Here is an 11,422-nt window from a genome sequence, read left to right on the forward strand (position 1 = left end):
GTCAGGTGCCGAGGTGCTGGGCCTCGTGTTCCCACTGGTCGCGGGGCTGGGTGTGCAGGCGCCAGTAGTGCTCGGCGATGTCGTCGGGGTCGAACGCGGTGCCGGGGGCGACCACGCCGGCCACCGTGACGCTGGCCACGTGCACGCCGTCCGCGCCGTACTCCTGGTCGAGCAGGGTCACCAGGGTCCGTACGCCGGCCTTGCCCAGTGACAGGCTCACGTAGCCCGGCTTGGGATGCGGCATGCCGCCGGTGACGATGAACGTGCCGCCGCCGCGCCCGGCCATCCCCGGCGCCACGTGGGCCGCGGCGGTGAGCGCCCCGACGACATTGACCGCGTACGCGTCGAGCTGGGCCTTCGCGGTCAGCTCCCCGGGCCGGTCGGCCTGGACGATCGCGGCGTTGTAGACCACGACGTCGGGCGGCCCCAGCTCGGCGGCCGTCTTGTCGAGCGCGGCGCGCAACGCGTCCTCGTCGGTGCTGTCGGCGACCGCCGTGGCGACCGGCACGCCGTAGGAGGACAGGGACGCCGCCGCCGACTCCACCGTCCGCGCGGTGCGCGCGATCAGGCCGACCGGCAGCCCCTCGGCGGCGAACCGGCGCGCCACCGCCTGCCCGATCCCCGGCCCCGCTGCGATGATCACTGCTCCGGACACCTTCATCTCCCATCTGTATTGGCGACAATAGGGACGATAAAGGGTCACATCCATGTGAAGGTCAACCCGGAGGTTCCATGCGAATCGGCGATCTCGCCCGGCAGACCGGAGTGAGCCGCAGGCTGCTGCGCTACTACGAGGACCAGGGCCTGCTCAAACCGCTGCGCCTGCCGAACGGCTACCGCGAGTACGCCGAGACCGACGTCGCGGAGGTGCGCCACATCCGCGCGCTGCTCGACGCCGGCCTGCCCACTGCGGTCATCACCAGGGTGCTGCACTGCGTGCACGACGACGGCGCCGACATGGTGCCCTCCTCCTGCCCCGAGATGATGGACAACCTCAACCGCGAGCGCGCCCGCATCAGCGGCGAGATCAGCCGCCTGGCGGCCTCGCGGAACGCGCTCGACTCCATGCTCGCCACCGCCCGCGAGCCTGCAGAAGGGGAGCGTCCGCCCAGGTGAGAGGATGGACGGCATGGATCTGGGGGCCATCCGGGCGATGAGTCGCGAGGAGTGCCTGACGCTGCTGTCCACGGTCCCCGTGGGCCGGGTGGCGTGGGCGCGGCCGGGCGGCACGATCATCGTGCTGCCGGTGAACTTCACGCTCGACGCCGACACCGTCGTGTTCCGGATCCCGCCCGGCCGCATCCTGGAGGCGATCGAGCACCGGGTGCCGATGGCGTTCGAGATCGACGACATGGAGCCGGCCATGCGCACCGGGTGGAGCGTGCTGGTGACCGGCGTCGCGGAGGTCGTCCGGGATCGGGAGGAGGCCGGGCGGCTGGAGCGGCTGACCGGCGCGCCCTGGCCGGAGCTGACCGACCCGGTGCTCGTGCGGCTGCCGTTGCACCGCATGTCCGGGCGTCGCCTGCCGCTGCATCCGGGCGGGGTGGTGGTCGAGCGCCTCGGCGGGGAGGCGTGAGGCCGAGGCAGGCTCACACCGGCGGGACGAGCGTGAAGTAGCGGTCCAGCAGGGCCCGGTCGCCGCGTACGTCGAGCCGGTCGGCCGGCAGCCGGTGCCACAGGTGCAGCAGCAGGTCGGAGGCCGTTCCGGCGAGCTCGACCGCGCCCTTGGAGTCGCCGGTGAGCCGGACGTCGTCCCCGTCGAAGCACACCGCCCACCTTCCGGGCCCGTCGCTCTGGCGGAACAGGTAGCGCTCGCCCGCGCCGGGCGGAGCCTGCGTCCAGGACCGGCGGGCCGGGGCCATCACCTCGAAGACCTGGGTGACGGCGTCGGCGGCGAACGCGGCGTCGATCGGGGCGGCCGTGCCGAGCGCGTTCTCGGCGTCCCAGCGGTGGACGGCGGCCTCGATGGCCTGCATCCGCTGCCAGAACCCGACGGTCTGCTCGGCGGACCACGTCCAGGCGGGGTCGACGGGGGAGGCGGCGGAGAACCGCGCGCCGAGCCGCGCGGCGCCCTCGGCGAACCAGTCGAGCACGGCCGGGGGCACCGGCCCGGTGTTGGGCGCGCGGTCGGGATGGGGCCAGTCGCCGAAGTCCGCCGGCAGGCCCAGGACGGCGACGTCGGCGGGGTCGGGCAGCCCGGGAAGGCGCTCGTCGATGACCGCGTGCACGTGCCGGTGCACCGCGCCCAGGTGGATGACCAGGTCGGCGACCGACCAGCCGGGGCAGGACGGCACGAGGGGCGCGCCGCCCGACGCGGTCGCCCGCCGCGCGGCCGCCTCGAACGCCCGTACCTCGCGGTGGAAGTGCGCGACGTGATCCATGGGCTCGCTCCGATCGGGCCGGGTGTGCGCAAGGTCGGATGAGGTTATGCGCAGGCGGGAACGGCTCGAAACTGTACCGGTCAGCCGGTACAGTAATGGCCATGCCACGACCCAGTTCCAAGGACCGGCTGCTCGACGCCGCCGCCGACGTGCTGCTGACGGAAGGCGCGGAGTCGCTCACGCTGGAGGCGGTCGCCCGGCGGGCGGGCGTCTCCAAGGGCGGCCTGTTCTACCACTTCCCGACCAAGCAGGCCCTGGTCGCCGCCATGGTCGCGCGGCTGACCGACGCCTTCGACCAGGCGCTGGCGGCGGCGGGCGGGCGTCCGGGCGACTTCCTGCGGGCCTACGTCCGGGCCACGATCCCCGAACGCCACACCGCCTCCGTCCCGGCCGACCGGGTCACCGTCGCGCTTTTGGCGGGCGTGCTGGTCGATCCGGCCGGGCTGGAGCCGCTGCGCGAGCGGTTCGCCGCCTGGCAGGCCCGGCTGGCCGACGACGGCATCGACCCGGCCGCCGCGACCGCCGTCCGGCTGGCGGTGGACGGCTGGTGGGCCGCCCGCCTGCTCGGCCTCGGCGAACCCGGCCCCGGCCTGCACGAACCCACCCGCCGCTACCTGATGGAGGCCATCGACCGTGCTGCGCGCGACTAAGGCGTTGATGGTGCTGACAGATCTCGGCTTCGTGGCCTACTTCACGATCACCGGGCTCGGCCTGATCCCGCCCGAGTGGGCCTTCGCCGGCTACGCCGATCCGCTGATGGCCGACTGGAACTGGTCGTTCCTCTGGATCGACCTGCCGGCCAGCGCCACCGGACTGACCAGCCTGTGGCTGCTGCGCCGGCGTTCGCCCGCGGGTGAGCCGCTGATGCTGGTCTCGCTGGTGCTGACGGCGGCCTCGGGGCTGATGGCGATCGCGTTCTGGACGCTGCGCGGCGACTTCTCGCCCGCCTGGTGGATCCCCAACCTCTACCTGCTGCTCTTCCCGCTGCCGGCGATCGCCGCGCTCACCGCCCGGGGAAGAATTCCGCGCCCTGGACGTATTCCATCGCCTTGACGAACCCGGGGTCGCTCAGGCGGCGGCCCGCCTCCTCGGCGGAGACGTCCTCGATGTGGGTCTGGATCCACCACAGGTTGCCCCAGGGGTCGCGCACCCGGCCGACCAGGTCGCCGAAGAACAGGTGCGTGACCTCGGTGACGGACGTGCCGCCCGCCTCGACCGCGCGGCGGTGGACGGCTTCCGCGTCGGGCACGTACAGGCGCAGGAAACCGGGCGTGTCAGGCCATTCGGGCCGGGCGTCGAACATCATCACCACGGCGTTCCCGATCCGCACCTCGGCGTGCTGGACGTCGCCGTCCGGGCCCGTCATCCGGCCCAGCTCGACGGCGTCGAAGGCGGCCTTGAGCCAGTCGATCAGCCCCGCCGTGTCCCGCGAGATGATCCACGGCGTCACGGTGGTGTAGCCCTCGGGGATGGGGTTGACGGTCATGTTGTGCCTCCTCGATCGGTGCGTCGAGACGACTTTAGGAGGCCAGTAGGTCAACTTCTGTCCTACATCGACGGCATTCTTGGACCATGACGTCCTTGCGGTTGCTGAGCCTGCTGTCACTGCTCCAGACCCCGCGCGAATGGCCGGGCGGCGAGCTGGCCGAGCGGCTCGGGGTCAGCCGCCGCACGGTCCGGCGCGACGTCGAGCGGCTGCGCGACCTGGGTTACCCGGTCGTGGCCACCATGGGCGCGGACGGCGGCTACCGGCTGGTCGCGGGCGCGGCCATGCCGCCGCTGCTGCTGGACGACGAGGAGGCCGTCGCCATCGCCGTGGGCCTGGTGACCGCGGCCCGGCATCCCGTGCAGGGCATCGAGGAGGCGTCGGTGCGCGCGCTGGCCAAGCTGGAGCAGGTGCTGCCGTCCCGGCTGCGCCATCGGGTGGCCTCGCTCGGCGCCGCGACCGTCCCGCTGCCCGGCGCCGAGGGGTTCGACGTCGATCCGGGCCGGCTCACGACGCTGGCCATGGCCGTCGCCAACCGCGAACGGGTGCGCTTCCGGTACCTGGCGGCCGACGGCGCGCGAAGCGCCCGGCTGGTGGACCCGTACCGGCTGGTGGCCGCCGGGCGGCGCTGGTACCTGCTGGCCCACGACCACGACCGGGACGACCGGCGGCTGTTCCGCGTCGACCGCATGGACGACGTACGGACCACCGGCGCCCGCGTCACCACGACCGAGCCGGCCGACCCCGCCGCGTACGTCGCCGCCAAGCTCTACTCGGGCGTGCCCACGTACGAGGCGGTGGTGACCCTGCACGCGCCCGCCGAGGTCGTGGCCCGCGCGATCCCCGGCGAGCTCACCCCGCTGGACGCGGACACCTGCCTGCTGCGCGCCTCCGCCGACACCCTGGACTGGCTGGCCTTCCGGCTGATCACGCTCGGCTGCGAGTTCGAGGCGCACGAGCCGCCCGAGCTCGTCGCCCACCTTCAGGGGCTGGCCGCCCGGCTCACCCGCGCGAGCGCGCCAGGAACTCCAGCACCAGCGGGCTCGCCACCTCGCGGAACTCCTCGAAGTAGGCGTGCCGCGCCCCCTCGATGAGCCGCAGCTCCGCCCCCGGGATGCGCCCGGCCAGCAGCGGGGCGTTGGCGGCCGGGTTGAACACGTCGTCGGCGCCGTGCACGACCAGGGTCGGTGCGGCGATGGCGGGCAGCACGGCCCAGGCGTCGTGCCCGGCGCTGGCGGCCAGGTGGAGGCGGCGCGCGTGGGCGGGCATGCCCGGATCGCCCACCGTCCGGTACGGCCCCGGATGCGTGGCCAGCCAGCCCGGCGTGTACATCAGTTCCAGCAGCGCCCGTCCGGCGGCGGCCCGGTCGGGTTGCGCGAGCGCCCTGCGCACGTCGGCGCCGCGTTCGAAGCCGTGGACGCCGCCGGGGGAGGTGCAGCCGAGCACCAGCGCCCCCACCCGGCCGGGGTGGTCGGCGGCCAGCCACTGGGCCACCCGGCCGCCCATCGACGTGCCGTAGACGTCGGCGCGGGCGATGCCCAGCTCGTCGAGCACGGCCAGCACGTCTTCGGCGAACCCGCGGGTGGTGTAGGGCTCGTCGGGCTTGTCGCTGTCGCCGGTGCCGCGGTAGTCGAAGGTGATCGTGCGGTGGGCGCGGTCGAAGTCGTCGCGGACCGGGTCCCACCAGCGGTGGTCGTTGGCCTGGCCCTGGAGCAGCATGAGCGCGGGGCCGCTGCCGCGGACCTGGTAGGACAGCTTGACGCCGCCCGTCATGGCGAAAGGCACGCCTTCGATGGTGCCACGGCGACGTCCGTGCCCTTGACGGAGTGAGTACTCACTCCGTACCGTTGACGGCATGACGAACGAGACGAGCCGGCGGAGAGCGCCGGCGATGAGCCCGGAACGACGCCGCGAGATGATCGTGAAGGCCGCCCTCCCCCTGGTGGTGGAGTACGGCACCTCCGTGACCACCGCCCAGGTCGCCCGCGCGGCCGGCATCGGCGAGGGCACGATCTTCCGCGCCTTCGGCGACAAGGAGGCGCTGCTCGCCGCCTGCATGGCCGAGGCGCTGCGCCCCGACGACACCCTCGCCCACGTGTCCGCGATCTCCCTCGACCTGCCGCTGGCCGACCGGCTGGTGGCGGCCGCCGAGGCGCTGCGCGGCTACCTGGCCAGGATGGGCGCGGTCGCGGGCGCCCTGGCCACCACGGGCGGCCTGCGCCGCCCCGCCCCCGGAGGCGACCGCCCGGCACCCGGAGACGAGGCCAGCCCCGCCTCAGGAGGCGAGCCCCGCGCCGCCGAGGGGGGCGGGCGGCCGGGGTCCGGGCGGGAGGAGTCGATGGCGGCCTCCCGCGAGGCCCTGGCCGGGCTGTTCGAGCCCGAGCGCGACCGGCTCAGGCTGGCCCCCGAGCGCCTGGCCGAGGCGTTCCAGTTCCTGGTGATGGCGGCCGGCCGCGGCCCGTCCCCGCTGAGCTCGGAAGAGCTGGTGGAGCTGTTCCTGAACGGCGCGCTCGCGGCGGGCGAACGCCCTTGACCGACCTCTACGAGGACCTCGCGCCCGGCCGTCGCACGGCGGTCACCTACGCCTTACTCGGCTGCGCCTTCCTGGGCATGCTCGACGGCACCGTCGTCGGCACCGCGCTCCCGCGCATCGTCGCGCAGGTCGGCGGCACCACCTCCTGGTACGTCTGGCTGATCACCGCCTACCTGCTCACCTCGTCGGTGAGCGTCCCGATCTACGGCCGTTTCTCCGACCTGTACGGCCGCCGCCGTCTCCTCCTCTCCGGCCTCGCGATCTTCCTGGCCGGCTCCCTGGCCTGCGGACTCGCCGGCTCGATGGAGGTCCTGATCGTCAGCAGGGCCGTCCAGGGGGTCGGCGCGGGCGCGCTGCTCACCCTGGGCATGGCCCTGATCCGCGACCTCCATCCGCCGCACCGCAGCGAGGGCCTGATCCGCATGCAGACCCTGCTGGCCACCATGATGATCGCCGGCATGGTCGGCGGGCCGCTGCTCGGGGGCCTGCTCGCCGACCACGCGGGCTGGCGCTGGGCGTTCCTGGTCAACCTGCCCGCCGGGGGGCTCGCGGCCGCGCCGATCGTGCTGCTGCTGCCCGACCGGCGTCCGCCGCGCACCTCGGGCAGGCTCGACGCGGCCGGGATCGCGCTGCTCACCACGGGCCTGTCGCTGGTGCTGATCGGCCTGAGCCTCAAGGGCAACACCGGCCGCGGCTGGAGCGACCCGGCCGTGCTCGGCTCGCTGCTCGGCGGGGCGGCGCTGCTGGCCGCGCTCGTCCCCGTCGAGCGGCGGGCGGACACGCCGGTGCTGCCGCCGCGGCTGATGCGCCGCCGCACGTACGCGGCGCTGCTCGCGGGCGGGTTCTTCTTCCAGGTGGCGGGGCTGCCCGCGGGCGTGCTGCTGCCGCTGTACCTCCAGCACGTACGCGCCTACTCGGCCACGGTGTCCGGCCTGCTGCTGCTCCCGATGCTGGTGGGCATGATCGCCGGGAACCGGCTGACGGCCGTCCTCGTGCTGCGTTCCGGGCGCACCAGGCCGGTGCTGCTGACCGGGGCCGCGCTGCTCACCGCCGGCACGCTGGCCTTCGCCGCGCTCGGGCCGCGCACCTCGCCGTACCTGGTGGGGGTCTGGTTGTCGCTCGTGGGGCTCGGCACGGGCCCGGCCATGGGCGGCCTCACCATCGCCACGCAGGGCAGCGTCCCGCCCGCCGACATGGGCACGGCCACCGCGGGTTCGGCGTTGTCCAAGCAGCTCGGCGGCTCCTTCGGCCTGGCCTGTGCCCAGTCGCTCATCGGCGCGCAGGTCAGTGCGGCGGCCGTGGGCTCCACCGTCGCCTGGACCGGCGGGGTCGCGGGCCTGCTGGCCTTCGCCGTCCTGCTGCTGGTCCGCGAGAGCGGGCTGCCGGCCCGGCAGCCGGCCGCCGTCCGGGCCTGAACGGATTCTGGGGGAACGCGGGGAATGTTCCTGGGGGAACGCCCGTTACATAGACCGTGGCCGGTGTGTCCAGTGTCCCCGGGCCTCACCTATTGCCTTCGCGGACTACCGTTCGGCTGGAGCCGCGTTGTGCCTTTCGCCGAGAGGCGACCTGCACACCGGTACACGCACACGTGGAAGCCCGCCCTCTCCGGAGGGCGGGCTTTCGCGTCGTTCAGGCCTGGCGGTTCTTCACGTAGTACGGGTCGGTGATGCCGCCGGGGCAGGCCAGCTCCTCGACGTCCAGGTGGGTCAGCTTGGCCCCGGCCTGGTAGGCGCTCTGCAGGAACTCCAGCACGCTTGCCACCGGATCGCCCATGGCCCGCACGTCGTCGTAGCGCAGCACGGCCAGATGGCTGCCGCGCGCGGGCAGCCACTCGGCCTGCTCGGGCAGCAGCGGCTCCCGCTCCAGCCCCGCCGGCTCGGGCGCGGTGTAGGAGTAGAACGCCGGCCAGGGCCGCTCCTTGTCGCCGAACCAGAACCCCGCGCTGATCACCTCCCGGCTGTACGCCTCGCGGGTGACCGGGTCGGCCTCCTCCGGCACCTCGGCCCGGCGTCCGGTGAAGAGGGTGACCGCGATGTCGAACGTGTGCCAGAAGTGGTGCACTGGGCTGACCTTGCCGCCGAAGTCCGCGGCGAACCGGTCGAGCAGCTGCGCCACCTGCGACAGGATCCGCCAGTAGCGGTTGATCAGGACCGGGTCGTAGTGCGCGTGGCGGGTGTCCTCGGCGAACGGCGTCTCGTCGTCCAGGTCGTAGGGCACCGCCCAGATCTCCGGCCGGATGCCCAGGTCGGCCAGCGTCTGGAAGAGCCGGGACTGGAACGCGGCCACCGACAGCCCGATCATGCTGAACTCCGCGCTGCGGCCGTCCAGCACGTCGATCACCAGGCGGTGGCGGACGAGGTCGAAGTCCACGCAGAACAGCGGCTGCTCGCCGAGCCCGCCCATGGGACGCGTCGTCAGGCCACGCCCGGTCAGATGGAACGGCACCTGCCACCAGTGGTTACGCCGGTTACTCACCGTCAGCCGGATCTTCCCGACGATCTGCGCGAAGCGGTGGAAGGTCTCCTTGGTGTCGGCCCACTTTTCGAGTGGCATGGCCGGAAAGAGCTCCATGTGTCCATCGTAACTACGCTGCGTAACGATTCTTCAGTGGGTCTCCGCTAATATCCGGCTCGAAGGGTGGTTCAAGCCGAGGAGCCGGGGCATGCGGGACACGTTGATCGACATTGGCGAGGTGGCCAGGCGTACCGGGCTGGCCGCGTCCGCGCTGCGCTTCTACGAGCGCAAAGGGCTCATCGAGGCCGAGGGCCGCAACGGCCTGCGCCGCGTCTACCTGCCCGAGACGCTCGACCGGCTGGCGCTGATCACCTGCGCCCGCGACGCCGGGTTCACGCTGTCGGAGATCGCCGAGTTCCTGCGCGCCCGGCCGGCGGACACGCGGCTGCGCGAGCGCATGGCCGCCAAGGAACGCGAGGTGGACCAGCGGGTGCGGCAGCTCACCCGGCTGCGCGACAGCCTGCGCCACGCGGCCGTGTGCGAGCACGACCCGCTGGTCGAGTGCCCCGAGTTCAAGCAGGCCGTGAAGGCCGTCAGCCAGAGCTGACGTACTTGCGCGGGCGCAGGGCGTGGGCGCGCAGCGCGGCCAGGGCCGCGTACTGGCCGGGCCGGTCCATCCGGACGACCAGGTCGTCGCTGTAGGCCAGGCCCAGCGCGGTGAGCTGGGAGACCAGGTCGGCGACCGGCGCGGTGACGTCGTCGAGGCTCGTGGCCGGGTGCCAGCCCTCGCCCCCCACCACCTCGGCCACCCGTTCGCGCAGCTGGACGGGGGACATCAGGACGCCGTCGGCCAGCAGCATGAGCGTGGCCTCGCGGGCCGAGACCTCGAACTCGTGCTCGCCCCTGGCCAGCAGCAGCCGGGTGACCGCCTCCCACATGGCCTCCGGCGAGCCCAGCAGGTGCCGGCCGTAGTCGGTGATGGTCAGCCGGACGCCGTCGCGGCTGATCGCGCCGAGCTCGCGCTCGGCCAGCTCGCGCAGCCGCAGCGCCGCGGGCGAGGGGGCCAGCCGCAGCGGCAGGCTGCCCTCGGAGGCGGCCAGGGACAACAACTTGCGCAGGGCGGGCAGGGGCTGCGGCGTCACCGGCGCGTACAGGCGCACCTCGAACGGCTGCGCCAGCTCCCGCCTGGCCGGGCCGCGGCCGAGCACCCAGCGGTTGAGCCGTTCCCCGTGCACACGGTTGAGCCAGCTGTCGCCGCCCAGCTCGGCGCGGGGCTCGGTGAGCCAGCGGCGGGTGAGCGCGGTGCGGTCGAGGTCGTCGCCGGCGACGATCGCCAGTTCGAGCGCGGCGGAGCAGGCCACGTGCGCGCCCAGCTCCTCCGGGCCCATGATCATGCTCCACTGCAGCTCGGGCACGTCGGGCGGGAGCACGCCCGTGGCCTCGAGGGCCTTCTGGTAGGCGCTGGTGCCGGCGTCCTCGCCCTCCTGGGCGTAGGTGCGCAGGATCTGCGCGGTGGTGGGGGACACGCACAGGGCGGCGTAACGTTCCATGCCGCCGAGTTGCAGCAGCCGCCCGAGCGAGCGGGACAGGCGTTCGTGGTCGCCTCCGGGCCGGAGCGGGCCCACCTTGATCGGAAGCGTGTACCAGAGGAACTCGCAGACGTCGAGCTGGGTCACCGTCTCCAGCGGTTCCCCACCCGTCAACCATTCGACGGCGGTCCTGGCCTCCTCGGCCAGGTCCGGCTGAGATCGCTCCAACTCGGCGAGAAGGGCGGTGACATCCGGTGCACTCATGCCTCGAAGTTTGCCGTATCGCACCCAGCTATGACGATGACCGAATGCGGTGCGTATTGGGTCTTGCACAGCGACTACCCTACGAAACCGATGTTTACCTACAGTGAGCGGGTCAGATCCATCGTTTGTCGAACAACATCCGGGCCTTCCACTCGGTGTAGGGGATCACTTCGGCGGACAGGATGGGGTGCAACCACCAGAAGTTGATCAGTGCGAGCAGCGCGTACGCGCCGACCACCGCGGCCCCCAGCGTACGGCGCATCGGCATGGCCCCGCTCTCCGTCGGCGTGGCGGGGCCGATGAGCAACCCGGCGCACAACGTCAGCGCCAGGATCATGAACGGCACCATGGGGATCGCGTAGAACAGGAACATCGTGCGGTTCTCGGAGATGGCGAAGTAGAACCAGGGCAGCCAGCCCATCGCGTACGCCAGCAGCACCGCCCCGGCCCGCCAGTCGCGCGAGGAGACGTACCAGGCGATCAGGGCCACCAGCGCGGCCAGCGCGCCGAACCAGATCACCGGCGTGCCCACGCCGAGCACCGCCTCCGAGCAGTCCTTGGCCCCGCACACGTTCTGCTTGCCCTCGTAGAAGAAGGCCACCGGACGCAGCAGCAGCGGCCACTGCCACGGCTCGGACATGTACGGATGGGACGTCTCCAGCCCGTTGTGGAAGGAGAACACCTGCCACTGGTACTGGACCCATGAGCGCATGGAGTCGAACAGGAAGAAGAAGGGGCCGGAGGAGGTGGCCTGGTCCCAGTTGCGGCCGTAGCC

14 protein-coding genes and 1 pseudogene are annotated in these 11,422 nt (G+C 72.9%); 8 read left to right on the plus strand and 7 right to left on the minus strand.

What is annotated here, in order from left to right; translation table 11 throughout:
• Position 1: 1 nt before the first annotated feature.
• A complete protein-coding gene (locus AB0J76_RS44220) occupies positions 2-643 on the minus strand; it encodes an SDR family NAD(P)-dependent oxidoreductase (RefSeq protein WP_352326242.1) in 642 nt (213 codons plus the stop codon).
• A gap of 89 nt (positions 644-732) precedes the next feature.
• Between AB0J76_RS44220 and AB0J76_RS44225 the strand changes: the two genes are divergently transcribed.
• Together AB0J76_RS44225 and AB0J76_RS44230 are read left to right on the plus strand one after the other, a co-directional pair.
• Positions 733-1,116 (plus strand): MerR family transcriptional regulator, encoded by a 384-nt coding sequence (locus tag AB0J76_RS44225; protein WP_352326244.1) that lies wholly within the window; start codon positions 733-735, stop codon positions 1,114-1,116.
• 4 nt (positions 1,117-1,120) lie between these two features.
• Positions 1,121-1,576: a pyridoxamine 5'-phosphate oxidase family protein gene (locus AB0J76_RS44230; protein WP_352326245.1), complete on the plus strand. Its 456-nt coding sequence runs from the start codon at positions 1,121-1,123 to the stop codon at positions 1,574-1,576.
• 13 nt (positions 1,577-1,589) lie between these two features.
• On the opposite strand, the gene AB0J76_RS44235 is transcribed toward AB0J76_RS44230, so the two are convergent.
• Positions 1,590-2,381, minus strand: a complete 792-nt coding sequence (locus tag AB0J76_RS44235; protein WP_352326246.1) for a maleylpyruvate isomerase N-terminal domain-containing protein — start codon at positions 2,379-2,381, stop codon at positions 1,590-1,592.
• Between the two features lie 101 nt (positions 2,382-2,482).
• Here AB0J76_RS44235 and AB0J76_RS44240 point away from each other — a divergent pair, with 101 nt between their 5' ends.
• Both AB0J76_RS44240 and AB0J76_RS44245 read left to right on the plus strand, forming a co-directional pair.
• Entirely contained in the window at positions 2,483-3,031 is a 549-nt protein-coding gene (locus AB0J76_RS44240; protein ID WP_352326247.1) for a TetR/AcrR family transcriptional regulator, read from the plus strand.
• Positions 3,015-3,434, plus strand: coding sequence for a DUF5360 family protein (locus tag AB0J76_RS44245; protein ID WP_352326249.1), 420 nt, complete (start codon positions 3,015-3,017; stop codon positions 3,432-3,434). The genes AB0J76_RS44240 and AB0J76_RS44245 overlap by 17 nt, the downstream gene beginning before the upstream one ends.
• Here AB0J76_RS44245 and AB0J76_RS44250 read toward each other — a convergent pair.
• On the minus strand, positions 3,385-3,867 hold the full coding sequence (locus tag AB0J76_RS44250) for a VOC family protein (RefSeq protein WP_352326251.1): 483 nt from the start codon (positions 3,865-3,867) through the stop codon (positions 3,385-3,387). The two genes, AB0J76_RS44245 and AB0J76_RS44250, sit on opposite strands and share 50 nt — an antisense overlap.
• Before the next feature lie 86 nt (positions 3,868-3,953).
• On the opposite strand from AB0J76_RS44250, the gene AB0J76_RS44255 reads away from it, so the two are divergent.
• Complete coding sequence (locus tag AB0J76_RS44255) at positions 3,954-4,961, plus strand: YafY family protein (protein WP_352326252.1); 1,008 nt, start codon at positions 3,954-3,956, stop codon at positions 4,959-4,961.
• On the opposite strand, the gene AB0J76_RS44260 is transcribed toward AB0J76_RS44255, so the two are convergent.
• Positions 4,870-5,652 carry an alpha/beta fold hydrolase gene (locus tag AB0J76_RS44260; protein ID WP_352326254.1) on the minus strand — a complete coding sequence of 261 codons (783 nt, stop codon included), beginning with the start codon at positions 5,650-5,652 and terminating at the stop codon, positions 4,870-4,872. The genes AB0J76_RS44255 and AB0J76_RS44260 overlap by 92 nt on opposite strands.
• A gap of 70 nt (positions 5,653-5,722) precedes the next feature.
• On the opposite strand from AB0J76_RS44260, the gene AB0J76_RS44265 reads away from it, so the two are divergent.
• Together AB0J76_RS44265 and AB0J76_RS44270 are read left to right on the plus strand one after the other, a co-directional pair.
• On the plus strand, positions 5,723-6,400 hold the full coding sequence (locus tag AB0J76_RS44265; protein ID WP_352326255.1) for a TetR family transcriptional regulator: 678 nt from the start codon (positions 5,723-5,725) through the stop codon (positions 6,398-6,400).
• Positions 6,397-7,815 (plus strand): MFS transporter, encoded by a 1,419-nt coding sequence (locus AB0J76_RS44270; protein WP_352326256.1) that lies wholly within the window; start codon positions 6,397-6,399, stop codon positions 7,813-7,815. The genes AB0J76_RS44265 and AB0J76_RS44270 overlap by 4 nt, the downstream gene beginning before the upstream one ends.
• 214 nt (positions 7,816-8,029) lie before the next feature.
• Here the strand turns inward: AB0J76_RS44270 and AB0J76_RS44275 are convergent, their stop codons facing one another.
• A complete protein-coding gene (locus AB0J76_RS44275) occupies positions 8,030-8,971 on the minus strand; it encodes a DUF5996 family protein (protein ID WP_352326257.1) in 942 nt (313 codons plus the stop codon).
• 91 nt (positions 8,972-9,062) lie between these two features.
• Between AB0J76_RS44275 and AB0J76_RS44280 the strand changes: the two genes are divergently transcribed.
• Positions 9,063-9,461, plus strand: coding sequence for a MerR family transcriptional regulator (locus AB0J76_RS44280; protein ID WP_352326258.1), 399 nt, complete (start codon positions 9,063-9,065; stop codon positions 9,459-9,461).
• On the opposite strand, the gene AB0J76_RS44285 is transcribed toward AB0J76_RS44280, so the two are convergent.
• Positions 9,448-10,647, minus strand: coding sequence for a hypothetical protein (locus tag AB0J76_RS44285; protein ID WP_352326259.1), 1,200 nt, complete (start codon positions 10,645-10,647; stop codon positions 9,448-9,450). The genes AB0J76_RS44280 and AB0J76_RS44285 overlap by 14 nt on opposite strands.
• A 112-nt stretch (positions 10,648-10,759) precedes the next feature.
• A pseudogene (locus AB0J76_RS44290) lies at positions 10,760-11,422 on the minus strand (phospholipid carrier-dependent glycosyltransferase); the annotation flags it as partial.

It is taken from the genome of Nonomuraea sp. NPDC049624 (genome assembly GCF_040675255.1).
Lineage (GTDB): Bacteria > Actinomycetota > Actinomycetes > Streptosporangiales > Streptosporangiaceae > Nonomuraea.